This is a genomic window from Streptomyces sp. NBC_00461 (genome assembly GCF_036013935.1).
Lineage (GTDB): Bacteria > Actinomycetota > Actinomycetes > Streptomycetales > Streptomycetaceae > Streptomyces.
Window position 1 is genome coordinate 716,475 of sequence record NZ_CP107902.1, and the last position, 26,337, is coordinate 742,811.

Annotated in this window: 28 protein-coding genes and 1 pseudogene; 10 read left to right on the forward strand and 19 right to left on the reverse strand. The window is 71.4% G+C overall.

The window, feature by feature from the left end:
- Positions 1–61: 61 nt before the first annotated feature.
- Entirely contained in the window at positions 62–1,021 is a 960-nt protein-coding gene (locus OG870_RS03420) for a GlxA family transcriptional regulator (protein ID WP_266593637.1), read from the reverse strand.
- A gap of 71 nt (positions 1,022–1,092) precedes the next feature.
- Here OG870_RS03420 and OG870_RS03425 point away from each other — a divergent pair, with 71 nt between their 5' ends.
- Entirely contained in the window at positions 1,093–2,043 is a 951-nt protein-coding gene (locus OG870_RS03425; protein ID WP_266524356.1) for an NADP-dependent oxidoreductase, read from the forward strand.
- A 30-nt stretch (positions 2,044–2,073) separates the two neighbouring features.
- On the opposite strand, the gene OG870_RS03430 is transcribed toward OG870_RS03425, so the two are convergent.
- Both OG870_RS03430 and OG870_RS03435 read right to left on the reverse strand, forming a co-directional pair.
- Positions 2,074–3,180: an NAD(P)-dependent alcohol dehydrogenase gene (locus OG870_RS03430; protein WP_266593635.1), complete on the reverse strand. Its 1,107-nt coding sequence runs from the start codon at positions 3,178–3,180 to the stop codon at positions 2,074–2,076.
- A 54-nt stretch (positions 3,181–3,234) separates the two neighbouring features.
- Complete coding sequence (locus tag OG870_RS03435) at positions 3,235–4,689, reverse strand: aldehyde dehydrogenase family protein (protein ID WP_327690595.1); 1,455 nt, start codon at positions 4,687–4,689, stop codon at positions 3,235–3,237.
- Between the two features lie 103 nt (positions 4,690–4,792).
- Here OG870_RS03435 and OG870_RS03440 point away from each other — a divergent pair, with 103 nt between their 5' ends.
- Both OG870_RS03440 and OG870_RS03445 read left to right on the forward strand, forming a co-directional pair.
- Positions 4,793–5,230: a MarR family winged helix-turn-helix transcriptional regulator gene (locus OG870_RS03440; RefSeq protein ID WP_266524350.1), complete on the forward strand. Its 438-nt coding sequence runs from the start codon at positions 4,793–4,795 to the stop codon at positions 5,228–5,230.
- A gap of 242 nt (positions 5,231–5,472) precedes the next feature.
- A complete protein-coding gene (locus OG870_RS03445) occupies positions 5,473–5,853 on the forward strand; it encodes an anti-sigma factor antagonist (protein WP_266525773.1) in 381 nt (126 codons plus the stop codon).
- A gap of 45 nt (positions 5,854–5,898) precedes the next feature.
- On the opposite strand, the gene OG870_RS03450 is transcribed toward OG870_RS03445, so the two are convergent.
- Entirely contained in the window at positions 5,899–6,852 is a 954-nt protein-coding gene (locus OG870_RS03450) for a ribose-phosphate diphosphokinase (RefSeq protein WP_266524348.1), read from the reverse strand.
- A 296-nt stretch (positions 6,853–7,148) separates the two neighbouring features.
- Positions 7,149–8,339, reverse strand: a complete 1,191-nt coding sequence (locus OG870_RS03455) for a cytochrome P450 (protein WP_327690596.1) — start codon at positions 8,337–8,339, stop codon at positions 7,149–7,151.
- A 144-nt stretch (positions 8,340–8,483) separates the two neighbouring features.
- On the opposite strand from OG870_RS03455, the gene OG870_RS03460 reads away from it, so the two are divergent.
- Positions 8,484–9,146 (forward strand): DUF4230 domain-containing protein, encoded by a 663-nt coding sequence (locus tag OG870_RS03460; RefSeq protein ID WP_266524335.1) that lies wholly within the window; start codon positions 8,484–8,486, stop codon positions 9,144–9,146.
- On the opposite strand, the gene OG870_RS03465 is transcribed toward OG870_RS03460, so the two are convergent.
- From OG870_RS03465 to OG870_RS03490, 6 genes are read right to left on the reverse strand one after another with little or no spacing between them, the layout of a single operon-like run.
- Positions 9,147–10,907, reverse strand: coding sequence for a complex I subunit 5 family protein (locus tag OG870_RS03465; RefSeq protein ID WP_327690597.1), 1,761 nt, complete (start codon positions 10,905–10,907; stop codon positions 9,147–9,149).
- A complete protein-coding gene (locus OG870_RS03470; RefSeq protein ID WP_266525771.1) occupies positions 10,907–11,254 on the reverse strand; it encodes a sodium:proton antiporter in 348 nt (115 codons plus the stop codon). The genes OG870_RS03465 and OG870_RS03470 overlap by 1 nt, the downstream gene beginning before the upstream one ends.
- A gap of 8 nt (positions 11,255–11,262) precedes the next feature.
- Positions 11,263–12,003: an MnhB domain-containing protein gene (locus tag OG870_RS03475; protein ID WP_327690598.1), complete on the reverse strand. Its 741-nt coding sequence runs from the start codon at positions 12,001–12,003 to the stop codon at positions 11,263–11,265.
- Complete coding sequence (locus tag OG870_RS03480) at positions 12,000–12,260, reverse strand: Na(+)/H(+) antiporter subunit B (protein WP_266524327.1); 261 nt, start codon at positions 12,258–12,260, stop codon at positions 12,000–12,002. Before OG870_RS03480 ends, OG870_RS03475 begins: the two co-directional genes overlap by 4 nt.
- Positions 12,253–12,705, reverse strand: coding sequence for an MrpF/PhaF family protein (locus tag OG870_RS03485; RefSeq protein WP_266524324.1), 453 nt, complete (start codon positions 12,703–12,705; stop codon positions 12,253–12,255). Before OG870_RS03485 ends, OG870_RS03480 begins: the two co-directional genes overlap by 8 nt.
- Positions 12,702–12,884, reverse strand: coding sequence for a hypothetical protein (locus OG870_RS03490; protein WP_266524322.1), 183 nt, complete (start codon positions 12,882–12,884; stop codon positions 12,702–12,704). Before OG870_RS03490 ends, OG870_RS03485 begins: the two co-directional genes overlap by 4 nt.
- A gap of 245 nt (positions 12,885–13,129) precedes the next feature.
- Here OG870_RS03490 and OG870_RS03495 point away from each other — a divergent pair, with 245 nt between their 5' ends.
- Together OG870_RS03495 and OG870_RS03500 are read left to right on the forward strand one after the other, a co-directional pair.
- The gene (locus OG870_RS03495; RefSeq protein WP_405626341.1) at positions 13,130–13,816 is read left to right on the forward strand and encodes a VanZ family protein; all 687 of its coding nucleotides are present in this window, start codon (positions 13,130–13,132) and stop codon (positions 13,814–13,816) included.
- A 137-nt stretch (positions 13,817–13,953) separates the two neighbouring features.
- Positions 13,954–15,180, forward strand: coding sequence for an RICIN domain-containing protein (locus OG870_RS03500; protein ID WP_266593623.1), 1,227 nt, complete (start codon positions 13,954–13,956; stop codon positions 15,178–15,180).
- A 12-nt stretch (positions 15,181–15,192) separates the two neighbouring features.
- Here the strand turns inward: OG870_RS03500 and OG870_RS03505 are convergent, their stop codons facing one another.
- Positions 15,193–15,429, reverse strand: a complete 237-nt coding sequence (locus OG870_RS03505) for a hypothetical protein (protein WP_266524318.1) — start codon at positions 15,427–15,429, stop codon at positions 15,193–15,195.
- 108 nt (positions 15,430–15,537) lie between these two features.
- Here OG870_RS03505 and OG870_RS03510 point away from each other — a divergent pair, with 108 nt between their 5' ends.
- The 3 genes from OG870_RS03510 to OG870_RS03520 all read left to right on the forward strand — a co-directional run bounded on the left by OG870_RS03510 (position 15,538) and on the right by OG870_RS03520 (position 18,527).
- Complete coding sequence (locus tag OG870_RS03510) at positions 15,538–16,578, forward strand: PHP domain-containing protein (RefSeq protein WP_266524316.1); 1,041 nt, start codon at positions 15,538–15,540, stop codon at positions 16,576–16,578.
- A gap of 37 nt (positions 16,579–16,615) precedes the next feature.
- Complete coding sequence (locus tag OG870_RS03515) at positions 16,616–17,278, forward strand: HAD family hydrolase (RefSeq protein WP_327690599.1); 663 nt, start codon at positions 16,616–16,618, stop codon at positions 17,276–17,278.
- Between the two features lie 289 nt (positions 17,279–17,567).
- Positions 17,568–18,527 carry an SDR family NAD(P)-dependent oxidoreductase gene (locus OG870_RS03520; protein ID WP_266593619.1) on the forward strand — a complete coding sequence of 320 codons (960 nt, stop codon included), beginning with the start codon at positions 17,568–17,570 and terminating at the stop codon, positions 18,525–18,527.
- Here OG870_RS03520 and OG870_RS03525 read toward each other — a convergent pair.
- Complete coding sequence (locus OG870_RS03525; RefSeq protein ID WP_327690600.1) at positions 18,524–19,180, reverse strand: M15 family metallopeptidase; 657 nt, start codon at positions 19,178–19,180, stop codon at positions 18,524–18,526. The genes OG870_RS03520 and OG870_RS03525 overlap by 4 nt on opposite strands.
- A 77-nt stretch (positions 19,181–19,257) precedes the next feature.
- On the reverse strand, positions 19,258–20,088 hold the full coding sequence (locus tag OG870_RS03530; RefSeq protein ID WP_327690601.1) for an alpha/beta fold hydrolase: 831 nt from the start codon (positions 20,086–20,088) through the stop codon (positions 19,258–19,260).
- 255 nt (positions 20,089–20,343) lie between these two features.
- Between OG870_RS03530 and OG870_RS03535 the strand changes: the two genes are divergently transcribed.
- Entirely contained in the window at positions 20,344–21,372 is a 1,029-nt protein-coding gene (locus OG870_RS03535) for an SDR family oxidoreductase (protein ID WP_327690602.1), read from the forward strand.
- Between the two features lie 56 nt (positions 21,373–21,428).
- On the opposite strand, the gene OG870_RS03540 is transcribed toward OG870_RS03535, so the two are convergent.
- The 5 genes and pseudogenes from OG870_RS03540 to OG870_RS03560 all read right to left on the reverse strand — a co-directional run bounded on the left by OG870_RS03540 (position 21,429) and on the right by OG870_RS03560 (position 26,234).
- Positions 21,429–21,662, reverse strand: a complete 234-nt coding sequence (locus tag OG870_RS03540) for a hypothetical protein (RefSeq protein ID WP_266593611.1) — start codon at positions 21,660–21,662, stop codon at positions 21,429–21,431.
- A 105-nt stretch (positions 21,663–21,767) separates the two neighbouring features.
- Positions 21,768–23,060: an ROK family transcriptional regulator gene (locus OG870_RS03545; protein WP_266593609.1), complete on the reverse strand. Its 1,293-nt coding sequence runs from the start codon at positions 23,058–23,060 to the stop codon at positions 21,768–21,770.
- A 106-nt stretch (positions 23,061–23,166) separates the two neighbouring features.
- Positions 23,167–24,141 (reverse strand): phosphotransferase family protein, encoded by a 975-nt coding sequence (locus OG870_RS03550; protein ID WP_405627031.1) that lies wholly within the window; start codon positions 24,139–24,141, stop codon positions 23,167–23,169.
- A 23-nt stretch (positions 24,142–24,164) separates the two neighbouring features.
- A pseudogene (locus tag OG870_RS03555) lies at positions 24,165–24,620 on the reverse strand (reductase); the annotation flags it as partial.
- 561 nt (positions 24,621–25,181) lie between these two features.
- Positions 25,182–26,234: a LacI family DNA-binding transcriptional regulator gene (locus OG870_RS03560; protein ID WP_323179514.1), complete on the reverse strand. Its 1,053-nt coding sequence runs from the start codon at positions 26,232–26,234 to the stop codon at positions 25,182–25,184.
- Between the last annotated feature and the right edge of the window lie 103 nt (positions 26,235–26,337).

The window sequence follows — 26,337 nt, forward strand, 5'->3', positions numbered from 1 at the left end:
CCCCTGTTCCGTTCACCGTTGTCCGGTCCTTCGACGCGACAGCGGTACGGAACGTTCGCGGCTAGCGGGCCGCCGCCTGGAACGTACGCCGGTACGCCTGCGGCGAGACCCCGATCGCCGCGTGCAGGTGCTGGCGGAGCGAGGCGCCGGTCGCGAAGCCGACGTGAGAGGCGATCTGGTCGACGGACAGGTCGCTGGACTCCAGCAGGTGCCGGGCGCGGGAGACACGCTGCTGGACGATCCAGCGGCCGGGGCTGAGGCCGACCTCGTCGTTGAAGCGGCGGGCGAAGGTGCGCCGGCTCATGCGGGCGTGGCCGGCCAGCCCGGTCAGGGTGAGCGGTTCGTCCAGGTGCTCCAGGGCCCAGGCGCGGGTGGCCGCGGTGCTCGCGGCCCCGCTCTCGGGGACCGGCTGCTCGATGTACTGGGCCTGGCCGCCGTCGCGGAAGGGGGGCACCACGCAGCAGCGGGCCACGAAGTTGGCCAGTTCGCTGCCGTGGTCGGTGCGGACGATGTGCAGGCAGACGTCGACGCCTGAGGCTGCGCCGGCCGAGGTGAGGACGCGCCCGTCGTCGACGAACAGGACGTCCGGGTCAAGGTCGATGTTCGGGTACCTGCGCCGGAACAGGTCGACCACGTGCCAGTGCGTGGTGGCCTTGCGGCCGTCGAGGAGACCCGCCGCGGCGAGGACGAAGGCGGCGGTGCAGATGGAGACGATCCGCGCGTCCGGGCGGATCCGCGCGAGCGCGGCGGCCACCTCGGCAGGCAGCTCGGTGGGGATGTGCGAGGGCGTCACGGAGGCGACGACGACCGTGTCGGCCGTGGCCAGGATCTCAGGGCCGTGATCGACACCGATCGTGAAGTCCGCGCTGGTGCGCACCGGTTGCCCGTCGACGGTGCAGGTCAGCACCTCGTACCGGCCGCAGGCCGCACCGAAGATCCGGCTGGGGATGCCCAGCTCGAAGGGGTAGACGCCGTCCAGGGCCAGCACGACGACCCGTTCCACCTGCCGCTCACCAGTCATGGCACGATCCTATCGAAGCTTGGCAATCGTGCCATTTTCTTGTGGGGCGACCCCGGGCACGCTGGTTCACCATGAGCACTGTGAACACGATGCGAGCCATCAGCCAGGACACCCTCGGCGGTCCCGAGGTCCTGAAGGTCGTCGAGCTGGAGCGGCCCGAGCCGCGTACGAACGAGGTACTGGTCCGGGTCCGCGCCGCCGGCGTCAACCCGACCGACTGGAAGCACCGCGCGACGGGCGGTTTCCTGGGCGAGCCGCCCTTCGTCCTGGGCTGGGACGTCTCCGGCGTGGTCGAGGCGGTCGGCATCGGAGTCGTCCGCTTCCAGCCCGGCGACGAGGTCTTCGGCATGCTGTCCTACCCGTACGGCCACGGCTCGCACGCCGAGTACGTCAGCGCCCCGGCTCGCTGGTTCGCGCCCAAGCCGGCCTCGCTCGACCACACGCAGGCGGGCGCGCTGCCACTGGTCTCGCTGACCGCCTGGCAGGCCCTGGTCGAGTACGCCGACCTGCAGCCGGGGCAGCGGGTGCTGATCCATGCGGCGGCGGGCGGGGTCGGCCATGTTGCCGTGCAGATCGCCAAAGCCCGGGGCGCGTACGTGATCGGCACTGCCAGCGCGGGCAAGCACGGGTTTCTGCGCGACATCGGCGTGGACGAGGCGATCGACTACCGGGAGACGGACTTCACCGATTCCGTGAAGGACGTCGACGTCGTCCTGGACACGATCGGCGGCGAGACCTCCACGCGCTCGCTGCGTGTGCTGCGGCCGGGCGGAGTCGTCGTCTCGATCCTGCCGGTGGGCTCGGCCGACTTCCACGAGGAGGCCGAGCGGCTCGGGGTCCGCTCGCTGCGGATGCTCGTGGACGCCTCGCACAGCGGCCTGAAGGCGATCGCGGAGCTGGTGGAGGCGGGGAAACTGCGCCCCGCGATCGCCGGCACCTTCCCGCTGGCCGATGCCGCCGAGGCGCACGCGCTCGGCGACACCGGCCGGACCACGGGGAAGCTGGTCCTGACGGTCGACTGACGGTCGAACCGACCGTCTACTGACGGTCTGTCAGAACATGAGCACGGGCTTGATCGCCTTGCCCGCCCCCATGTCCCGCACCGCCTGGTCGATGTCCGCGAACGGATAGGTACTGATCAGGCGGTGCAGCGGCAGTCGCCCTTCCTTGACCAGCTGGACCAGCGCCGGAATGAAGGTCTGCGTCTCGGCGTCGCCGAGGGTGAGGCCGACGACCTGCTTGCCGCCCAGCAACCCGTTGACGTCCAGGGCGACTTCGCTGCCGAACGGCGGGGCGCCGACGACGACCAGGGTGCCGCGCGCGGCGAGCGCGTCGACGCCCTGGCGCAGCACGGCGACGCTGCCGGTGGTCTCCACGACACCGTCGGCGCCCTGGCCGCCGGTGATCTCCGCGAGCGCCTCGGCCAGGTCGCTCTCGCCGACGTTGACGGTGTGGGTGGCGCCCAACTCCTTGGCCAGTGACAGCCGTTCGCCGATCTTGTCGACGGCCACGATCCGGGTGGCGGGGGTCAGGGCGGCGGCCATCACCGCGGACAGGCCGACGGCGCCGGCGCCGAGGACGACGACGGTGCTGCCCGTGACCGGCTTCAGCACGTTCCAGACGGCGCCCACTCCGGTCTGCACCCCGCAGCCCAGTGGCGCGATCGACTCCAGCGGTACGTCCGCGTCGACCTTGACGAGGCTGCGCTCGTCCACCAACGCCCGCTCGGCGAAGGAGGACTGACCGAAGAAGTGGCCGCCGAGCGGGGCGCCGTCCCGGCTGATGGTGCTGGTGCCGTCGGCACGGACACCGCCGATGAGGTTCAGCGGCAGCCAGGTCGCGCAGTACGCGGGGTGACCGCCGTGGCAGTTGCGGCACTCGCCGCAGGAGCTGAACGACAGCACGACGTGGTCACCGGGCGTGATGCCGGTGACGGCCGGACCGACGGCCTCGACGACGCCGGCGCCTTCGTGGCCGAGTACGCCCGGCAGGGGGAAGGGCAGGCCGCCGCTGGCGACTCCGAGGTCGGTGTGGCACAGTCCGGTGGCCACCATGCGGACGATCGCCTCGTGCGGTCCGGGCTCGTCGAGCTCGACGTCGGCGAGGGTGAAGGGTGCCCCGCCGGACTCGACGACCGCGGCACGGGTGGTGATGGACATCGTACGAACTCCCTGTGTTTTCAGGCGTGTTCAGCCGAGAAGGTCGAGCGCGGGCTAGTCGAGCGAGACGACGACGGACTTGACCGTGGTGTACGCGGCCAGGGCCTCGGGCCCGTACTCGCGGCCGAAGCCGGAGTCCTTGACGCCGCCGAAGGGCACCGCGGGGTCGAGCATGGCCCAGTCGTTGATCCAGACGATGCCCGCCCGGAGCCGGTCGGCGACGCGGTGGGCGCGGACGAGGTTCTGGGTCTGGATGCCCGAAGCGAGGCCGTACGGCGTGGAGTTGGCGAGGTCGACCGCCTCGTCCTCGCTGTCGAAGGGCTGCACCGTGAGGACCGGGCCGAAGATCTCCTCCTGGACCGCCCGGGAGTCGTTGGACAGGTCGGCGATCACCGTGGGCTTGTAGAAGTAGCCGCCGTCGAGGTCGAGCCGCTCGCCGCCGCAGACGATGCGGCCGCCCTCCTTGCGGGCCAGGTCGACGTACTCCTCGACCTTCTTCAGGTGCTTCTCCCCCGCCATCGGTCCGACGACGGTCTCCGGCTGCCGGGGGTCGCCGACCGGGACGCCGGGCACGGCCTCGGCGAGGATGCCGAGCACGGTGTTGTGCACCTGGCGCGCCACCAGCAGACGCGGGCCGCCCATGCAGAACTGGCCGGTGTTGAAGACGAAGGCCTTGATGATCGCGCCGACGGCCTTCTCCAGGTCGGCGTCCTCGAAGACGATGTGGGCGGCGTTGCCGCCGAGTTCCATGGTCACGGGCTTGAGGGCCTCACCGGCCGTGGACGCCACGTGGCGGCCGACCGCGGTGGAGCCGGTGAAGGCGACCTTGTCGATCCCGCGGTGGCGCAGCAGCGCCTCGCCCGCCACCGGGCCGGTGCCGGTGACCACGTTGACGACGCCGTCCGGGACACCCGCCTCCTTGAACAGCCGAGCCATGTAGAGGGCGCTCAGCGGTGTCTCGTCGGCCGGCTTGTGCACCACCGTGTTGCCGGCCGCGAGCGCGGGGCCGATCTTCGAACCGGCGAGGATCAGTGGGAAGTTGAAGGGTGTGATCGCGGCGACCACGCCGAGCGGCTCGCGCTTGGTGTAGGCGAGCGCGTTCATGGGTGTGTCGCGGATGGAACCGTCCAGGGAGTGGGCGAGGGCGGCGAAGTGCTCGTAGTCGTTGGCCGCGTTCGTGATGTCGACGGCGTGGCACAGCGAGATGGGCTTGCCGACGTCCAGGCTCTCCAGGCGGGCGAGTTCGTCGGCGTTCTCACGGATCAGTTCGGCGACGCGATGCAGGATCCGGCCCCGCTCGCGTCCGCTCAGCCCGGACCAGGTGCCGTCGTCGAAGGCCTCCCGTGCGGCGCGCACGGCCGCGTCCACGTCGGCGGCGCCCGCCTCCGCGACGGTGGTGACGACCGCGCCCCGGGACGGGTCGACCACCTCGGTGCGCGCTCCGTCGGCCGCCTCGCGCCACTGCCCGCCGACAAACAGCCGTCCGGGTTCGATCTCGAAGGTGGTCATCACCACTCCTCAGCCTCATCGCTAAGATTTCAACAAACAGGATTCCTGTTGGTTCGCAGTCTCATTACAGACAGGTTTCCTGTCAATGCTCTAGGCTGAACCCATGCTGCACTCCCAGGCTACGAAGACATCTCCGTCCCTGCTCTACATGGTCAAGCAGGTGGAGCTCGTGGTGCGCTCCCACCTGGACGAACTGGTCAAGCCGTCCGGGATCACCGCGCTGCAGTACACCGCGCTCACCGTCCTTGAGCGGCACGACGGGCTGTCGGCCGCGCAGCTGGCCCGCGACTCGTTCGTCACCGCCCAGTCCATCGCGGATCTCGTACGGTCCCTGGAGAACCGCGGGCTGGTGCGCCGGGAGCGCAATCCGCGCAATCGGCGAGAGCTGCTGATCCTGCTGACCGACGCCGGCCGGGAGCTGCTCGCACAGCAGGCGGCGCCCGTTCGGGAGCTGGAGGAGCGGATGGTCCGGGATCTCACCGCACACCAGTCCGAGCAGTTCCGCCAGGCACTTTCCAAGGCCTGGCACGCCCTGTCGTAGCCCCGCGACGCCCTTCACGGGGCGGCTCCGCGCAGAAGCCGTCTCGCAATTCAAAGACATATGTCAATCGAACATGCTCAAATTCATTCCAACGAGGGTAACTTGCAGGGCGGAGAACGGATTTACGCTCACTCGGGACCTGGGGGCTCGTCTGCACTCGTACGCTCGCTGCACGCTGTCACCCCGGCCCCCGGTGACCTGCAATCCCGCAGCGGACGGAGCAGGTTGGAGGCGATGTCGTGGTGCACCAGGAACCTGCGCCGCTCACCCGGCATCTCCGTGTCCACCAGGACCGGGGCCACACGGTGCTCGAACTCCACGGCGAGATCGACATCGCCGCGGCCCTGGAGGTCGCCCCCTATCTGGACCGGGTGACGGCGCATCCCGATGCCCGCCTGGTGATCGACCTGACACAGGTCGACTTCTTCGACTGCTCCGGGCTACGGCTGCTCTACCGGGCACGTGCCCGCATGCTCGACCAGGACGGAGAACTGCGGCTCGTGTGCACCCACCCGCTCACGCTGCGCATCATGCGGGTCACCGGCCTGGCCCGGCTGCTGCCCGCGCATTCGTCCCTGGACGCGGCCCTGGGCCAGCCGGAGGCCACGTCCGGGTCGTTATGACGGCCGTACGCGCCACTGCACCCCCTCCTCTCGTCTCCTCTTGGCCTATTCGCTTCGCGGCTCGCCGAACAAGGCGCTGACGGACTCGCCGTTGTGAATGCGGCGGACGGCCTCGGCGAGGGCCGGGGCGATGGACAGGATCCGCAGTTTCTCGGTGCGCTCCTCCTCCGGGACCGGCACGGTGTTGGTGCACACGATCTCCAGCACGTCGGGCTGCTCGCCGATCCGCTTCAGTGCCCCGGCCGCGAACAGACCGTGCGTACAGGCCACCCGGATCGACCGCGGCCCCAACTCCCTGAGGCGCTCCAGGAGTTCCAGGACGGTGCTGCCCTTGGCGATCTCGTCGTCCAGCACGATGACGTCCCGGCCCGCGACGTCGCCGATCACGGTGCTGATGGAGACCTGGTCGTCGGCGTACCTCTGCTTGGCGCCGGCGGCGACCTGGGCGCCGATCATCCGGGCGAAGGCGGCCGCCTCCTTGGCGTTGCCGAGGTCCGGCGAGACGACGGTGGTGCGGGTCAGGTCGTACTGCCGAAAGTGCGCGGCCAGCTCACGCAAGGCGTGCAGGTGGTCGACCGGTACCGAGAAGAAGCCGTGCACCTGCGGCGAATGCAGCGTCATGGTGAGGACGCGGCTCGCGCCGGCGGCGACCATCAGGTCCGCGACGAGCCGGCCGCCGAGGGAGATCCGGGGCGCGTCCTTCTTGTCGGAGCGGGCGTACGAGTAGTGCGGCATCACGACGGCGATCCGTGCCGCCGAGGCGCCGCGGGCCGCGTCGCACATCAGCAGCAGCTCGACGAGATGCTCCTGCACCGGTTTGACCAGCGGCTGGATGAGGAAGACGTCCCGCTCTCGGCAGTTGGCCTGGAGCTGCACCTCCAGGCAGTCGTTGGCGAACCGGCTGACCCGGGTCGGACTGAGCGGCACGCCGAGGTGCGCACAGACTTCGGCCGCCAGGTCGGGGTGGGCACTGCCGCTGAACACGGAGATGTCTCGCACAATCCGCTCCTCGCATGATCATTCCGGGGGACGGATTCATGCTACTGACCGGAAAAAGCGGTCGCGGTGCGCCGCTGACCGCGCGCCATCGTGCCGGCGTACGAGTTCCGTCACCTCAGGAGACTCCACGCACGGACCGCTCGGAATCGACCGGCTCGGCGGCGTCCACGGCGGCGACATCTGTACGGACGACGGCGACACTCGTACGGACGGCGGCGGGATCGAGCGCCGCCGTGGCATCACCAGGTGGTCGCGGGTGTCGGGGGACCGAGAACTACCGTCCCCTCAGGGCATGTTCACCATGACACCGGCAGCCTTCGCGGGCTTCGTGTCATCTGGCCCTGCCGCCACTCGATCGTCTCGGGCGTGAACTCGGCGCGCAGATGAGGGAAGCGGGCCGCGAGGTGGTGCAGGGCCAGGCCCAGTTCCAGGCGGGCGAGCCAGGCGCCCAGGCAGTGATGAGGGCCTGCGCCGAAGATCACGCCGGGTGAGGCCGACGGTGTGAACAGGTCCGGCGGGCCGGGCGGGAACACGTCGGGGTCGCGCCCGGCGGAGTTGGTCTGGACGGCGACCACGCTGCCCGCCGGGATCGTCACTCCACCGACGTCCGTGTCCTCCACGGCCCGCCGGATGAGGCCGGGCAGCACGCGCCCCTCGCTCAAGGGCACGACACGCAACAGCTGCTCGACGGCGACAGCTGCCGCCTCCTCGTCCTCGGCGAGTCCGGGCCAGGCCTCCTGCCGGTCGGTGAGGAGGTAGACGACGATGTTGCCGAGCGCCGTCATGGTGGTCTCGTGGCCGGCCACGACCAGCCCGCACACCAGGCGCACCAGCTGTCGCTCGTCGATCCCGAGGCTGTCGCCCGCCGCCACCAGGCCGCTCACCAGGTCGTCGCCGGGAACCCTGCGCCGCTCGGCGACCAGGTCGGCGCCGAACGCCCCGAACTCCCCCATGGCGGCGACTACTTCCTCTCGTGTGTGCGCGCCGCCCGAGAGCGCGTGGTCGGCCCAGTGCCGGATGCGTTCCCGGGCCGGCCGGTCGAGGCCCATCAACCGGCTGATCACCGACACGGGCAGCGGGCGCGTGAACCCCTCGATGATGTCGGCGGGTCGCTCCTGCGTGCCGAAGTCGTCCAGAAGTGTCTCCACCACCGAGGCCACCCAGGGCCGCCAGCGGGCGACCGCGCGAGGTGTGAACGCCCGCTGCACGGTGCCGCGGAGCCGCTGGTGCGGCTCTCCGTCCAGGTTGACCATGCCGTCCGGGTCGTCCAGCAGGTTCGGTACGGCGAGCAGCGGCGGGGCGTCCGCGGTGTGCAGGGAACTCCTGTTGAAGCGGGGGTCCATGAGCACCTGCCGCACATCGGCATACCGGGTCACGAGCCACACCGGGGTGCCGGTGGCGAGGGTGCCCCGCCGGGGCGGTCCGGGCTCGGGGAGGTCGAGGCGGTGCATGGGGCAGAGGGGCCGGGACGTGCTGTCTGTACTCATCCGGGACTCCAGGCGCGCCGGTACGGAGAGTTCTCCACGCTAGTGCGCCCGCGCTGCTTCCGTCAGGGGCGCCAATCGGCCAACGAGACGGTCTGCCAAGGGCTTTGGGGGGCATTCGGAACTGTAGGAAGGAGGGCCGTCGCCATGACGACTCCCATCAGGCGCGTGTCCAGGCGCATGCCCGGCTGGGCGAAGGCGGTGAGCGCCGTCGTGCTGGTGCTCGTGGTGTTCTTCGCCGGGATCCGGCTCAGCGTGCTCCCGGGCCTCAAGGACCTGTTCGGCACTCAGACGCACGACCGCTCGGGACCCGCACTGCTCCAGTCCATCCAGGACATGAGCCGTTACGACGCAGCCTCCGGCAACTTCCAGGTCGTCGTCGACCTGGAAAAGGACACCAAGTTCCTGCCCGACGCGATCCGCGGCTCCCGCACGCTGTACATCGGTGCGGGCACCGTCGACGCCTACGTCGACCTGGGCAAGGTCGGCAAGGACGACGTGACGGTCAACGGCGACCGTACGTCCGCCACGCTCCGGCTGCCGCACGCGGCGCTCGGCAAGCCGGCCCTGGACCCCGACCGCTCCTACGCCGTCTCCAAGCAGCGCGGTCTCCTGGACCGCCTCGGCGACCTGTTCTCGGACAACCCCAACAGCGAACAGGCCGTGCAGAAGCTCGCGGTCAGGCACATCGGTGACGCGGCCAAGGAGAGCGAGCTGACCAAGCGCGCGGAGACCAACACCACGAGCATGCTCGACGGCCTGCTGCGTTCGCTCGGCTTCAAGGAGGTGCATGTCAGCTACGCCGGCTGATCAGCTGCCCGCGATCCCCGGCAGGGCCAGTGCTCCGAGCAGCGCGGCGCCCAGCAGCACCCATGCCACGTAGTCCCCGACGTGCCCGGACTGCAGGCGCCGCAGCGGCAGCGCCCAGTCCGGGGCGGCGAGCAGCTTCGGGCGAGTGACGGCTAGGGCCGCGAGGCCCACGGCGAGCACGGTCGAGAGGAGGCCGAGCAGCACGCCCACCGGGGTCCAGTGCACGGAGGTGATCACGCCGCCGGACCCGGCCTCGTTCACCGCGTGCGCCACGACGTCGGCGAAGCCGGGGGCGACCCCCACGGCCAGCGCTCCGGCGAGCAGCACCGCGGGCACCGCGGTCATGGTGTCCGGGACGCGGCTGAGCCGCTGTCCGGTCTCGGGCTGCTCGCCGGAGCCGGTCGTCTCGTACTCGCCCCCGTCCCGGGGCCTTGGGCCGAGGCCGAGGAACACCCGTGCCGCGACCCTGAGCACCGCCGCGGCGGTCACCGCGCTCGCCACGACGTACAGCACGGTGAGCGGTCCTCCGACGGCCTCCTCCGTGACGGACTTGCCGAGTGCCGTGCCGAAGGATGGCAGTCCCGCGAGGCCGAGCGCGCCGACGACGTACATCACGGCGACGGCGCGCAGCTCCCGGGCCCGTCCGTGCAGGGCGTGCTCGTCGACGCTGCCGTAGCGGTCGAGGAGGATGCCGGTGCAGGCGAACAGGGCGGCCTTCACACCGGCGTGGCCGAGGATGTAGAGCGCGATCCCGTCGTCGGCCTCGGGAGTCAGGACGCCGATGGCGATGAGGAACAGCCCGGTGTGGGCGACCGTTGAGTACGCGAGCAGCCGTTTGGTGTGCCGCTGGTACCAGCACATGACCGCGCCGATCACGGCAGTCAGCGCGCCGAGCACCACGAGTACCCGCTCCAGGTCGTGGGCGGGCACCCCGCCCGGCCCCGAGAACACCGTCCCGTACACGCGCCAGACGCCGTACGCGCCCATCTCGACCATGACGCCGGAGAGCAGCATGCACACGGGGGTGGGCGCGACGGCGTGCGCGTCCGGGAGCCAGAAGTGGAAGGGCACGGCGGCGGACTTGACCAGCAGGCCGGTCAGGACGAGGACGAACGCCGCGAGGGTCAGGGCGTCGGGCCCGCCGTGGGCGTCGAGCCCGCGGCCGATCTGCGTCATGGCCAGCTCGCCGGTGCGGGCGTACAGCAGCCCGATGCCCATGAGCATCGCGTAGGCGCCGAGCGAGGTGACGACCGCGAAGGTCAGCGCGCCCTGCACGGCCCTGGCCTCCTCCACACGGGTGCCGGTCAGGGCGTAGGCGACGACGCTCATCAGCTCGAAGAACACGAACGCGTCGAAGAGGTCGCCCGCGATCGCAAATCCGCACATGCCGCCCTGGAAGAGCAGCATCAGCGCCGGGAAGGAGCCCGCGTGGCCGCGGGGTGGTTCGTCGAAGTAGTGCCAGGAGTACGCCAGTGCCGCCAGGGTCAGCACCGAGGCGAGCGCGGCCATGCCGAGCCCGGGCCCGTCGCCGACCAGGACGATGCCGACGCTCCGGCCGTTGACGGGCGTCCAGCCGCCGGCCCACTCGGTCAAGGGCGGGGAGGAGTTGAGCAGCAGCACGATCGCGAGGCCCGCGGTGCCGCCCGAGACGGCGCAGGCCACGGACTCGGCGACCACCCGGGGCATAAGGCGGCCGCCGATGACCAGCAGGGCGGCCCCGAGGAGCGGGACGGCGACGAGGAGCGGCAGCAGGTCGTTCATCAGCCGCGCAGCTCGGAGAGTTCGTCGGGGTCGACGGTGCCGTGCCGCTTGGAGATCTGCACGACGAGCGCGAGCAGCAGGGCGGTGACTGTGGCGCCGACGACGACGTCGGTGAGGGTCAGCGCCTGCACGATCGGGTCGACGACCGGCCGCGAACCGGGCTTGATGTCGGAGAACACGGGTGCGGTGGCGCCGTCGCGGTAGCCGACGGCCAGCAGCAGGACATAGGTGCCGGCCTGGCAGACCGACAGGCAGCCGACGGCGTGGATCAGGTTGCGGCTGGTGGCCAGGCCGTAGCAGCCGGCCAGGAAGACCCACACGGCCACCAGGTAGGGCAGCACATCCATCACGGAGTTCACTTCCCGCTCTCCTCCTCGATCTCGACGGCCTGGTCCAGGAAGCCGGCGAGCAGCACGACGACCGCGCAGGCGACCTCCATGCCGATGGCCGCGTTCAGCAGGGGGACGGTGCCGCCGGAGGACAGCGTGTTGAACGTGCCGTACGGCAGCAGGGTGTTGGCGAGGAAGGCGGAGCCTCCGATCAGGCTCGCGAGGCCGGTGACCAGGTAGGCGGAGGTGGCGAGCGCATCTCCGACCTCGTACGCGCCGACCGGCCGGACGCGTTCCAGGGCGCGGTAGTCGGCGCCCAGATAGAGCAGATGGAGGGCGGTCGCGGCGACGACGCCGCCCTGGAAGCCGCCGCCGGGGCTGAGCTGCCCGTGCGCGACGACGTACAGGCCGGTGAGCAGGGTGACCGGCAGGACGAGGAGGGCGTAGCGGCGTACGGGCAGGGCGACTTCGGCGGGCTGGGGCCGGGCGCGGTGTTCGTCGCGGGTCTGGCGCAGCAGCGCCACGCAGCCGAGGACGGCGGCGAACAGGATGGACATCTCGCCGAGGGTGTCGAAGGCGCGCTGGTCGAAGTTGACGGAGGAGATGGTGTTGGCGGTGTGCCGGGCGAGGGAGGCGCGGACGGCCCGGTCGCCGTACGGGTGCCTGTCGCCCCCGAAGGACGGCAGCTTGAGGCAGGCGGCGACGAGCAGGACGGCGAGACCCGCGGCTCCGGTCAGCAGGACGCACAGCCGGGCGCGCCTGCTCACCGCTCCCGTCCCTTGCTCCGGCCGCGCCGCCTGACCTTGCGGACGGTGAGCATGATCAGCAGTGGCGTCAGCGCGGAGCCGACGGCCAGCTGGGACAGGCCCACGTCGGGTGCCTGGAGCACGGTGAACAGCACGGCGAGGACGACGCCGAGGACGGCCAGGACGAGGGCCTGGCGGGTGGGGTCGCGGGTCGCCACGGCCACGGTCGCGGAGGCGCCGACCAGCAGCAGCGCGACGACGATCACCGCGTCAGCCACGGCGGACCCCCCTGACTCCGCCGGACAGGGCACGCGAGGCGACGAGGTTTCCGCTGATCAGCAACGCGCCGATGACCAGCAGCTTGGCCATGGCGCGGCTGGGGCCGGTGGCCACGCACAGCGCGATCACCGTCACCGCGCCGAGGCCTGCGACCGCCCAGGTCGGTCCCCAGGCGCGCGGTGGGTCCTCGGCCAGTTCGTCGGCGAGCAGCCGGGCGAAGACGAGTGTGCCGACGGGGCCGAGCAGGGCGAGGACGAGGCCGAGATCGACGTAGGAGGGGCGGTGATAGCCCTGCGCGAGGAGCAGCATGCCCGGGGAGGCGAGGGCGGTGGACAGATTCTGGGCCACGACCCGGCGCCGCAGCGGCCCGGTGGCCACGCCCCACAGGGCCGTTCCCAGGCCGCCGCCGAGGCCGACGGTCGCGGCGAACGTCCAGCCGTTCACGCCCCGGTCACCGCCCGCCGCGCGGCCCTGGCCGCCACCGCGCCCACGCAGGCGGCGCCCGCGCCGACCGCGAGTTCGAGCGTGTCGACCGTGCTGATGAGGAACAGCCACAGAACGGCGAGCGCGGCCCACCAGGCGAGCAGTTCGGCCGCGGCGACGAGCGTCGTACGCGGGGTCATGCGTCACCTCCTCGGTTCGGCTCACGCACCGTCATGACGAGATGTCCGTTACGTCCTTACGGGGCATCCAAACATCGCTGCGGGCGCCGCGGGGGGCGGCGCGCGCAGGTCTGAGCCCGGAGTGCCCCTACGACAGGAGGGGAAACCGCACGGTGCCCGGACCTGGGCCGAAAGCGGACTGCATTCTCGGCCGCCGAGCGGGTAACCGCCTGACAACGCAGGGAAGTTGAAGACTGGAGGACCAGGTGTCCCGTGCAGCCCTGACCCCACGCTCGTTGCTGCGCCCGCGTACCACCAAGGCGGAGAAGGCAGGCAGGACGGAGAAGCCGGGCAAGGCGGACAAGACAGGGAAGGCGAGAGCGAAACCGGGCAAGGTCCGCAGGACGCAGTCGGGGAAGTCGGCGAAGTCGGCGCGCGGGTCGCGGCAGACCCCCCGCGAGCGGCATGTCCTGCCCCTGCCGCTGCGCCTGCTGGCGATGCTGTGCGCCTTCGGGGTCATGGTGGCGTTCGCCGTGGTGCTGGCCCGACTCACCCTGGAACCCTCCCCCGCGTCCGTCTCGCTGACGCACACGAACCTGCATCCGGGAAGCTCCCTCAAGGCCTATCTGGACCAGCCGGCGCTGCGGGACGCGGTGAAGCAGATCGGCGGCAACATCCTGCTGGGGGTGCCCTTCGGCGTCCTCGTCCCGGTGCTCGCACCGCGGGCCCGCGGGCTGCTGCGGGTGCTCACGCTGACCGCGGTGGTGATGCTGCTGGTGGAGTTCGCGCAGGGCGCGCTGATCACCGGGCGGGCCTTCGACATCGACGACGTCATCCTCAACACGACCGGTGCGCTGATCGGCTACGTCCTGCTGGGCCGGCGGATGGGGCGGGCGGTGCACGCCCGGGAGCGGCTGCCGCGCGGGGCGGCCAAACGGACGAAGGGCGCGTAGCCGACCCCTTCGACTCCTGGTCCGTACCAAAGTATTGACGAGGTCCTTATCTCACTCCTTAAATCAAGAGGCGACGCCTTCACCCCCCACACCGGCCGACGCACCCGTGCGCCGGCCGCCGTACGGAAGGAAGTGCCGTGGCCTCCCCACGCCTGCTGCGCAGATGTCTGCTCGCCGCCCTGTCCGCCGTACTGGTCGCGACCGCCGCGACCGGTGCGGCGCACGCCGGTCCACCGGCGGCTGCCGCCTCGGTGACGTTCTCCGACAGTTTCGACGGCCCTTCGGGTGCCGCGGTCGACTCCTCGAAGTGGCAGACCGAGACCGGCGACAACGTCAACAACCACGAGCGGCAGTACTACACGTCCGGCAACAAGAACGCGGCCCTGGACGGTCAGGGCCACCTGGTCATCACCGCCCGGCGCGAGAATCCGGCCAACTACCAGTGCTGGTACGGCACCTGCCAGTACACCTCGGCCCGACTGAACACCTCCGGGAAGTTCAACGCCCAGTACGGGCACGTCGAGGCGCGGATGAAGATCCCGCGCGGGCAGGGCATGTGGCCCGCGTTCTGGATGCTGGGCACGCCCGTCAACTGGCCGGACTCGGGCGAGATCGACGTGATGGAGAACGTCGGCTTCGAGCCGTCCACCGTGCACGGCACGATCCACGGGCCCGGCTACTCGGGTTCGGGCGGCATCGGTGCGGCGTACTCGCTGCCGAACGGCCAGGTGTTCGCCGACGCCTTCCACACCTTCGCCGTCGACTGGGCCCCCGACTCGATCACCTGGTCCGTTGACGGCAACGTCTACCAGCGGCGCACACCGGCCGACCTGGGCGGGCGGACCTGGGTGTTCAACAAGCCGTTCTTCCTGATCCTGAACCTGGCGGTGGGTGGCTACTGGCCCGGCGACCCGGACGGCTCCACGGCCTTCCCGCAGCAGCTGGTGGTGGACTCGGTGTCGGTGACGACCGGGGACACGGCCTCGGGCGCGGCGATCAGGGGCCTGGGCGGCAAGTGCGTCGACGTCGCCGGGGCGAACCCGGCCAACGGCACCCCGGTACAGCTCTACGACTGCAACGGCAGCGCGGCCCAGCAGTGGACCGCCGGCTCGGACGGCACGCTCCGCGCGCTCGGCAAGTGCCTGGACGTCACCGGCAACGGCACCGCGGACGGGGCGACCGCGCAGCTGTGGGACTGCACCGGCGGCCCGAACCAGAAATGGACGGTCACCGGGGCCCACGACATCGTCAATCCACAGGCCGACAAGTGCCTCGACGTGACCGGGAGCAGCTCGGCCAACGGCACCCGGCTGCAGCTGTGGACCTGCACGGGCGGCGCCAACCAGAAGTGGACGGTCGGCTGAGCCGCACCCCTCTCAGCGCGGTCTCCAGGTGAACTTGTCCCCGCCCACCCAGCGCACCACGTCGGGATCGTCGAGGTCGTGGACCGTGATGCCGAACGCGGCAGCGGCCTCCAGGACGTCGGTGACGGACTTGGCCTCGCCGACCACCTCTCCGTCGATCTCCACGATCCGGAACGGCGGTGTGCTCGGGTGCACCCCGAGCACCATGATCCGCGGACGTGAGACCCGCGGGCTGTCTATTTCGGTCATGGAATAGAGCGTAGGACGCTTTCCGGGCCCAAGGCTCGTCACGTGCCGATCGATCGGCACACCGTGCGGCCCACGCGCGGCTGGTGAACCCTGGAGGTGGAGGTCACCATGGATCCCCTCGACGCACTGGACCGGATCGCCTTCCTGCTGGAGCGGTCGCTGGCGCCGACGTACCGCGTCCGCGCCTTCCGCACGGCGTCGCGCGTGCTGAAGCAGCTGCCCGGGGACGAGGTGCGCGAGCGGGCGGCCGACGGGTCGCTGGAGTCGCTCAAGGGCATCGGCCCGAAGACGGCGCAGGTGGTGCGGGAGGCGCTGGCCGGGCAGGTGCCCGGCTATCTGCAGAAGCTGGAGGGCGAGGCCGCGGCAGCACCGCACACCGAGGGCGGTGAGGAGCTGCGGGCACTGCTGCGCGGGGACTGCCATCTGCACTCCGACTGGTCCGACGGGGGCAGTCCGATCGAGGAGATGGGCCGGACCGCGGCGGCACTCGGACACGAGTGGGCGGCGCTCACCGACCACTCGCCACGGCTGTCCGTCGCACGTGGCCTCTCGCCCGAGCGGCTGCGCGAGCAGCTCGACGCGGTGACGGAGCTGAACGCGGCCTGGGCGCCGTTCCGGCTGCTCACCGGCGTCGAGTGCGACATCCTCGACGACGGCTCCCTCGACCAGGAGCCGGAGCTGCTGGAGCGGCTCGACGTCGTGGTGGTGTCCGTACACTCCAAGCTGCGCATGGACGCCCGCTCGATGACCCGCCGCATGGTGGCCGCCGTACGCGATCCGCACTCGGACGTCCTCGGGCACTGCACCGGGCGGCTGGTGACCGGGCGGGGGCGGCCCGAGTCGGAGTTCGACGCGGACGCGGTGTTCGCCGCGTGCGCCGAGACCGGCACGGCCCTGGAGATCAACAGCCGCCCGGAGCGGCTCGACCCACCGCGGCGGCTGCTGCGCCGGGCGGTGGACGCGGGGGTCCTGTTCTCGGTCGACACCGACGCGCACGCACCCGGACAGCTGGACTGGCAGATCCTCGGCTGCGCCCGGGCGGAGGAGTGCGGGGTACCGGCCGAACGGGTGGTGAACACCTGGGCCCTGGACGACCTGCTGGCCTGGACCCGGCAGCGGCGTACACCGGCGGGAGTGGCGAGTCCCTGACGTGGTACTCGTGCGGCCGAAGAGCAAGGGAGCGCGCATGGAACGGGCGGCCGTGTTCGACGTCGACGGGACCCTCGTCGACACCAACCACCTCCACGTGGTGACCTGGTGGGAGGCATTCCGCCAGGCCGGCCACACAGTGCCGATGCACTCCATCCACCGGGCCGTCGGGCTCGGCTCCGACGATCTCGTCGCCCACCTGCTCGGCGACGACCGCGACACGGACCGGGACGCCGAACTCAGCGCCGCGCACAAGGCGTTGTACGGCCAGTACTTCGCCCGGCTGCCCGCGTTGCAGGACGCCGGGCGGCTGCTGCGGCGCCTCGACCACGACGGCTGGACGGTGGTCCTCGCCACGTCCGCCAGCGGGCCCGAGCTGTCCGCGCTGCGCCGTGCCATCTCCGCCGACGACGCGATCACCGCCACCGCGAGCGCCGACGACGTCGAGGAGGGCAAACCGGCGCCCGAACCCGTCGAGCACGCCCTGGAGTTGGCCGGCGTGCCCGCGGACCGGGCGGTCTTCGTCGGCGACACGGTGTGGGACATGCGGGCGGGCAGCCGGGCGGGGGTGCACTGCGTGGGAGTGCTGTGCGGCGGGATTCCGCGCGCGGACCTGGAGGAGGCCGGGGCTCAGGCCGTGTACGCCGACCCCGCGCACCTCCTGGCGAACCTGGCGGACAGTCCCCTGCGGCAGCGGTGACGCACATCACCCCGTAACCCGGCGGGCAGAGGAACACCCGCGAGAGGTTGTCCGTTGAACAACACGTGGGTGCGGATGGGACAGTGTCCCCGGGCCTCACCTTTTGCCCACAGGGACGATCGTTCGGCTGAAGCCCTGTGGAGCCTTTCGCCGAGAGGCGACCGCCATCCGCGCCCACACCTTGACTGCCCCGACCGAGATTCCCCCGTCCGGTCGGGGCTCTTCTCCGCCCGCATGGCCGCAGGGTCCGCTTGACTTCGAGAGCACTCCAATACGTAGCGTTCCAGGCATGATCACTGCACAGCACAAGATCGGGTCCGGCTTCGGTGCCAAGAGCACCGCCGAGGACGTCCTGGACGGCATCGACCTGACCGGCAAGCTGGCCGTCGTGACGGGCGGCTACTCGGGACTCGGTCTGGAGACCACCCGCGCGCTCACCAAGGCGGGCGCCCGTGTCGTCGTCCCCGCCCGCCGCCGGGTCACCGCCGAGGAGGCGCTGGCCGGCCTCGGCGGCGTCGAGGTGGACGAGCTGGACCTCGGCGACCTGGAGAGCGTGCGCGGCTTCGCCGAGCGGTTCCTCGACTCCGGGCGGAACATCGACATCGTGATCGACAACGCCGGCATCATGGCGTGCCCGGAGACCCGGGTGGGGCCCGGCTGGGAAGCGCAGTTCGCCACCAACCACCTCGGCCACTTCGCCCTGGTCAACCGCCTGTGGCCGGCGATCGCGCCCGGCGGTGCCAGGGTCGTCGCCGTGTCCTCCCGCGCCCACCACTTCTCCGGCATGCGCTGGGACGACGTCGACTGGCGGCAGGGCTACGACAAGTGGCAGGCCTACGGCCAGGCCAAGACCGCGAACGTCCTCTTCGCCGTCCACCTCGACAAGCTCGCCCGCGAGGCGGGTGTCCGCGCCTTCTCGCTGCACCCCGGCGGCATCATCACGCCCCTCCAACGGCACATCCCCAAGGAGGAGATGATCGAGCGCGGCTGGATCGGCGAGGACGGCACCGTGCTCAACCCCGAGGGCTTCAAGACCCCTCCGCAGGGCGCGGCCACCCAGGTGTGGGCGGCGACCTCGCCGCAGCTGGACGGCCTCGGCGGCGTCTACCTGGAGGACTGCGACGTCGCCGACATCGCGGTGGACGGCGGGTCGACCGGTGTCAAGGAGTGGGCGATCGACCCGGAGCAGGCCGCCCGCCTGTGGGAGCTGTCCGCACGGCTGACGGGCGTGAACGCCTTCGCAGGCTAGGAGTTGTCGAGCCCCGTGGGCCCGTACACGGCGGCGGGAGCGCCCGTCGCCAGGGCCCAGTACCGGTCTCCGTACGACCAGAGCCACCACTCGGTGGGGTAGTTGACCAGACCGGCCGCGCCGAGGGCCTCCCCCAGCACCGCGCGGTGCGCACGGGCCTCGGCGGTGATGCCGATGGCGTCCGTGCAACAGGCGCCGTCGCTCTGCTCCGGATCGGCGTTCATCGGGGTGCCCAGGTCGAGTTCGCGGCCGGCGGCGTCGGCGAGGGTGAGGTCGACCGCCGCGCCCGCGCTGTGCGGGGCGACCTCGGGCGGGGAGACGTAGCGGCTGGCGGCGGTGAGGATGCTGTCGGCCGGCCACTGCGGGTGTGGGGCGCGCAGTTCGGCGGCGTACCGCTCGAAGTAGTGGCGCTGCAGGGCCGGTGGCCGGTATCCCTCCACGAAGGGCAGGCGCAGGCCGTCGGGCAACTGCGCCTGCGCGGCGAGGAGACGGTCCAGAACGCCCTGGCGCAGGTGGACCTCCGCGCCGTGGGAGTCCTTGTGCGTGCGGTCGTCGACCAGCAGCGCCGGCCGCACGTCGACGAGGGGCTCACCGTTCGCCTCCACGGGGACGGCGGCGACCCGCGCGTCGGACATCAGGATGATCTCGCTCATGTCCTGAGGATGTCCGGAGCATGCCCTGATCATGTTCTGGTCACCTCCCGGCCGCCCTCGGGACGCGGCACGGGCCCTCAGCTCGTCATGAACTCCAGCAGGTCGGCGTTGAGTTGGTCGGCGTGGGTGGCGAACAGGCCGTGGCCTCCGTTCTCGTAGACCTTCAGGGTGGCGTCCGGCAGCCGCCGGGCGGCACGCTGTCCGGTCAGCTCCAGAGGGGCCGAGGTGTCGTGCGTGCCGTGGACGACGAGCGCCGGCAGGTCGAGCTTGGGCAGTTCGGGGGCGACGTCCACGACCGCGACCAGTTCCTGGACGGCGGCGGTGGAGTGCGGTGTGGAGAGCTGAGCGCGCTCGACGAAGTACCGCACATACGCCGGTGACACGTCGTTGCCGGGCCGGTCGACGGCGAAGAAGCCCGGGGCCCCGTCCTGGAAGAACGCCGCCCGGTCGCGACGGCACTCCTCGTTGGCGGCCCGCACCGCGGCCTGGTCCAGGCCGCCCGCGTTGTCTGCGGTGCGCACCACTCCCGGGGCGATACCGGCGACGAAGGCGACGCGTGCAACGCGGCCGGCGCCGTGCCGGGTGAGGCAGCGGGTGATCTCCACCGTGCCCATCGAGTGACCGACCAGAGTGACCTCGCGCAGGTCCAGATGATCGAGAAGCCCGTGCAGGTCGTCCGCGAGGGTGTCGAGGTCGAAGCCGTTCCACACGTCCTCGGAGCGCCCGTGCCCCCGCCGGTCCGGGCTCACGCAGCGATACCCCTGCGCCGCCAGCGGCAGCATCTGGAACTCCCACATCTCCGATCCCATGTAGGCACTGTTGACGAAGACGGCCACCGGGCCGTCGGCCGGGCCGTAGTCGACGTAGTGCAGCTGCGTGCCGTCGGCGGGGCTGGCGAAGCAAGGCATGGGACGTCCTCCTGCGATCCGGTGGAAGGGCTACGTCGTTCATGGTTCCGGGTGCCGCCGCGCGGGTCGATTACCTCCGACGTCATGGAGGTCCGATGCCGTCGGTGGAGGTGCAGGTGAAGGTGAAGGTGAAGGTGGACGTGGAGGTGGAGGTGGAGGTGGGGGAGGACGGCAGGTGAACCCGCTCCGGACGGGTACTCGGTCACTCCTCTCCAGTCGAGCGGCCGGAAGGAGCCGAACCGGAAGGAGCCGAAGGTGAGCAGCACAACGGGCAGCAGGATCGTGGTCACGGGCGCGACCGGCAATGTCGGCACCAGCGTGGTGCGTCTTCTCTCGGAGGGTTCGCAGGTCGGTTCCGTGGTGGGGCTGGCCCGGCGGATCCCCGACTGGTCGCCCGCCAGGACGGAGTGGTCCGCCGTCGACCTGGCGTCCCAACAGGCGGACCTGGCCGGGGAGTTCACGGACGCCGACGCGGTGATCCATCTGGCGTGGGCGTTCCAGCCGACGCACGATCCGGCGACCACCTGGCGCACGAACGTCCTCGGAAGCATCCGGGTCTTCGACGCGGCGGCGGCGGCCGGGGTACCGACGCTGGTGCACGCGTCGTCGGTGGGCGCCTACTCGCCGGGGCCGAAGGATCACACGGTGGACGAGTCATGGCCGACGCACGGCTGGCCGGACGCCGCGTACTGCCGGGAGAAGGCCTATCTGGAGCGTGCCCTGGACACGTTCGAACGCGAACATCCCGAGGTGCGGGTGGTGCGCATGCGCCCCGCGTTCCTCTTCAAGCGGGAGTCGGCGAGCGAACAGCGCAGGATCTTCGGCGGCCGCTTCCTGCCGGGCCCGCTGGCACGTCCGGAGCTGCTGCCCTTCCTGCCCGACATCCCCGGTCTGCGAGTACAGGCGCTGCACACCGACGACGCCGCCAGGGCCTATGTGCTCGCGCTGGGCTCCGAGGTCCGCGGGGCGTTCAACCTGGCGGCGGAACCCGCCGTTGACGCGGATCTGCTCGGCCGGATGCTGGGCACGCGCCCGGTCCGGCTCCCCCGCGCCGCGGCCCGCTCGGCGATCGCCGCCGCCTGGGGACTGCATCTGCTGCCTGCCTCGCCGCATCTGTTCGACGCGGTCCTGCGCCTGCCGCTGATGGACTGCACACGCGCGCGTACCGAGCTGGACTGGCACCCGGAGCACACGGCCGACAACGTGCTGGAGGAGTTCCTTGCGGGCCTGCAGCGGGGCGAGGGTGCGGCGACGGAGCCGATGCAGGGGCACAAGGCGGGCTGACCTCCCTACCCGTCGTGCAGCCGGTCGGCCATACCCGTGATGGCTCCCTGTGACGGTCAGGCGGTGGACTCGTCCGGGTCGGGATGCTCGGGGTGGACGGTGGCGGGGCGGGGGCCGCCCTCGCGGCCGGTGCCGGCCTCGTCCGTGTCCGGCACGTCGGTGTCGGACCGGTCCTCCTGTGCGTCCGTGAGCGGTATGTCCAGTGGATCCTCGCCCTCGCGGACCTGCTGGTCCGGCAGATCCCGCGGTACGGGCTCGCCGTCCTGGTCTGTATGACGCCGATCGGCCACGGCGTACTCCCTTCACGTCGTCCGGCGACGGGCGAGTACCTCCACCGAAGAGCGGCGAAACGTGGGCCTGCCGTCGCCGCCCGGTCCCTCCGCTCCGCGGAGCGCCTAATGCGGAGCGCGCTCCTCCAGCGCCGTCCGCCAGGCGGGGGCCGGTCCCTCGGGCTCCGGTTCCGGGCGACGCCCGCCACGGGCGAAGAAGTCGGCCAGAGGAAGAATCGCGGCACCGACGGTGACCGCGTCGGGACCCAGGCGGCCGAGGTCGATGGTCACCTTCTCCGCCGGATGCCGCAGGGCGTACGAGGCCGCGTGCCTGCGCACGGCGGGCAGGAACCGTGCACCGAGCTGAAGCCCCGCCCAGCCGCCGATGAGAATGCGCTCGGGCTGGAAGAGGTTGATCAGGTCGGACAGCCCCGCACCCAGATACTCCGCGGTCTCCTCCAGCACGGCCCGCGCCACCGGGTCGGCCGCCTCGCCCCCGGCGGGATACGCGGCGGCCAGCATCGCCGTCAGCGCCGTTTCCTCGTCGACGCCCCGGGGCGGTCGCCCGCCCTCCTCGCGCCAGCGGTCGAGAAGCGACTCGGCCCCCGCGTACGCCTCCAGGCAGCCGAGCGCACCGCACCGGCAACGGCGCCCCCTGACCCGTACGGTCAGATGCCCCCACTCGACGGCCCGGCCGTGCTCCACCTCGGGGGTGACGAGGCAGGCGCCGACTCCGGAGCCGAACAGGACGACGACCGCGTTGCGCGCGCCGCGTCCGCCGCCGAACCACATCTCGGCCTGGCCGAGGGTCTTCGCGCCGTTGTCGATGAAGTACGGGACGGTGTCGGGGAGTTGGGAGGTGGAGCGGAGGAGGTCTTCAAGGGGGACCGCGTCCCAGCCGATGGTCTGCCCGTGTACGACGGCGCCGCGGTCCGGGGTGCGTTCCACGATGCCCGGGACGCCGATGCCGACGCCGAGGAGCTGCTCGGGGGCGATGCCGGCGCCCGTGAGCACCTCGTCGACGCCGTCGCGGATGTGGCCGACGATGACCTCGACCTCGTAGCGCTGCGTCTCCAACGGGCGCTCGGCGCGGGCGAGTTCGGTGAGGGTCAGGTCGAACAGCTCGATCCGCACCCGGGTCTCGCCGACGTCGACGCCGATCATGTGGCCGCTGGCGGGCGCCACACGCAGCAGGGTGCGGGGGCGGCCGCCGTCGGAGTCGACGCTGCCGGCCTCCTCCAGCAAGCCGTCCGCGACCAGGTCCGCGACGACGTTGCTCACCGAGCCGGAGCTGAGCCCGGTCGCCGGGCCCAGCTCGAAGCGGCTGAGGGGGCCGTCGAAGTAGAGCCGCTGCAGCACGGCCGTGCGGTTGGCCCGCCTGAGGTCGCGTACCGTGCGCCCGTTCCGCCCCGTAGCCATGTGGCTCCCTTCGCACCCTGTTCGACCTGCAACATACCTCCGAGTGCAGGCGTGGCGCGACATTCCTCCAACCCTTAGTTCACGATGTGAGCTAAGACGGGCCGAGCTAGGACGCGGCCAGCTCCTCGATCTCGTCGAGGGCCGCGACGAGTTCCGGGGCGACGACTTCCTGGACCCAGCGGTCGTGGTCCGCACCGGTCCCCCGCGGGATCGCCTCGGTGAGCATGATCAGGTAGAGATAGGTGCGGTAGAGGGCGAGGCGAAGAAGGGCCGGGGTGTCGAACACGACGCGTCCGCCGGCCTCCCGGTAGCCCGCCAGGAACGCCTCGTCCTTCTTGATGTCCCCGAGCAGCGCGAGAGAGACGAAGTCGGCCAGGGGGTCACCCCAGAACATGCGCTCGCCGTCGATGAGCCCGCCGATGCGGGGCTCCCCCGCCGAGCGGTCCAGCAGGATGTTGCCTCTCCACAGGTCGAAGTGGACGAGGTTCGGGACGGTGACGTCGTCGAGCGCGGGGTAGGCGGACCGCACGGTGCGGGCCACGTCGTCGGCGGGGCGGGGCAGGCGGGCCCGATAGTCGCGCGCGTCGTCCAGTACGGCGTCCAGAATGGCGGTGAACGCGGTGCGCCAGTCGTCGACGAGCGGGCCGAGCGCCCCGGACGGATAGCCGTAACCCGGCCCTCTCACGCGGTGCAGGCGGGCCACCTGGCGGCCCAACTCCGTACGCAGGGGCGCCTGTTCGGCCTCCGTGACCGAGTCGTCCCAGGGTTCGCCCGGGCAGGCCGTCATCAGCAGGTGACGTGCTGGGCCGTCGTCGCCGACGGCCACGACCCGCGGGGCCGGTACGTCGGCCTCGGCGGCGCCACGGTAGAACTCGGCCTCCGACAGCAGCAGGCCGCTCTCGTAGCGCAGCCCCGGGGCGTCCGGCGCGACCTTGAGCACATAGCGGCTGCCGTCGGTGAGCCGGAGTTCCTCGACGGCGTTGTAGGTGCCGCCGCTGAGGGGGCGCAGGTGCGTGAGGCGTTCGGGAGGTATCCGCGAGCCCTCCAGGATGCGTCGGGCTCTTTCCCAGGAGTCCACCACCGTGCGCCCACCCCTCATTTCGGTCAGCCGGCCGCGTACACGTCCTCGATGTAGCGCCCCTCCGTGATCAGTCCGTCCAGCCAGGCATCGGCCGCCGGGCCGTCCGCGTCCGGGGTGCGGTCCCGGTACAGCGTACGAAACGCGTCCCGCACTCCGGGCGCCATTCGCGAACCGTCGCCGCAGACGTACACCCGGGCCCCTGCGCCGAGCAGCTCCCACACCTCGTCGGCCTCGACGGCGACGCGGTGCTGGACGAACGTGCCCGCGGTGCTGAACGCCGGGCGCAACGAGACGGCTCCGGCGGCCTCGGCGGCGCGCAGTTCCCCGGCGTGCAGGAAGTCGGCGTCCGGTGCGTCGCAGCCGAAGTAGCAGAGCGCCGGGGCGAGTTCGGCTCCCTCGGCGAGGGCGGCCGTGCGGTCGGCGACGGCTCCGCGGAAGGGGGCGAGGCCGGTGCCGGCCGCGATCATGATCACGGGCGTGCGCGGCGCGGTCCCAAGACGCGATGAGCCGGCGCGCCACCCTGAGCATCACGGGGTGGTAGGTGCGCATCGAGCCGAGCGCGAAGGCGGGCATCAGGATGTCGTGCGCCCTGGCCCAGTTGGGCTCGTCGTTGTACGCGGTGAACAGGCCGTCGGCCGTGAACTCGCGGACGTTCTCCAGTGCGGGCCCGACATGCTTGGCGAACCGCTGCTCGTCGGAGAGGTCGGCCACCAGGTCCAGGTCGGCGACGAACAGTGCGGCCCGCCCGTGCAGCCGCCGCACGAGCACCGTTCCGTGCTCGCGCATGAGGCGCATCACCTGCTGGATGGGGGTGCGGCCGGGCCCGGTTTCGGTGATGTCGACGACGGGGACGGCGGGGAGGGTGTCTGCGGTGTGGGGGCGCAGCGCGGTGGGGGGCATGGCGCGACAACTGCCTTTCGCGGTATGGGAGTACTGCGATCAAGGGTGGTCTAGCGGGCCCGGCCGCCCGTGCCAGGCCACTACGCGATCGTGTAGTCAAGAGTGCCCGCGGGGGCTTGCGCATGTCCCCGACCTGCGACTCACTCCGGGTTCGGGAGGTCGGTGCGCTGTCCGGGGGCCGGAGCGGTGGTGGCCCGCGGGATGAGATGTGTCGGCAGGACGATGTGCCGCTTGGGGTCGGCGTCGGGGTCGTTGATCAGTTCCAGGGCCAGTTCGCCGACCATGCGCCCCATGTCCGAGGGCGACTGGGCGACCGTGGACAGATCGAACCACTCGGCGACCGGCTGGTCGTCGAAGCCGAGGACGGACATCCGCTCGGGGACCTCGATCCTGGACTTGCGCAGCGTCCAGATGACGGAGGCGGCGAGTTCGTCCTGCTCGGCGAAGACCGCGGTGGGCGGCTCGCGCAGGCTGAGCAGTTTCCCGAGCGCCTCCGTGACACCGCGCTTGTAGGGGAACGGGGTGGCCACGACGAGGGAGTCGTCGAGGGGAACGTCCGCCTCGGTGAGTGCCTGCTGGTAGCCGAGCAGCCGCTCGTGCGAGCTGAAGGAGAATCCGGTGGCGCCGACCGTCTGGACGAAGGCGATCCGGCGGTGTCCCAGGTTCAGCAGGTGCCGGGTCCCGTGGCGCGCCCCGGCCACGTCGTCGACGTACACGCTCGGCCGCTCGTCGGCGTGCTGGCTGGCGTAGATGACGGGCATGCCGAGGTCGTCGAGGCGGGCGCTCTCCTCGTCGGTGAGGTCGAAGGAGAACACGAGCAGTGCGTCGGCGTTGCGCCGGGCCGGCAACTGCTCGAAGAACGAGGCGCGTTCGGCGAGGTCCGGTATCACGTAGACGGCCAGCTCCAGGCCCGCCGCCCGCAGCAGCGGGCCCAGGCTGGACAGGGCCGAGCCCATGAACCACGAGTTGAGCGTGGGTACGAGCACCGCGACGATGCCCGTCCTGCCGGTCACCAGGCTCGACGCGTGCCGGGAGATCGCGAAGTTCAGCTCGCGCGCGGCCTGTTCGACCCGGACGCGGACATCCGGCGACACGTTCGACAGTCCCCGCAGGGTGCGCGAGACGGTGGATGCGGAGACCCCGGCCCGTTCGGCGACATCGGTCATCGTGGGGTGCCGCTGAGCAGCTGGCATGGGCGGACGCTAGCACAAGCGTGCACACATCCACACGGTCTGATGACAGCGCTGTCAACGAATTACCGGCACGTAACGCATTGACGTGCCCTCGACCTGGCTC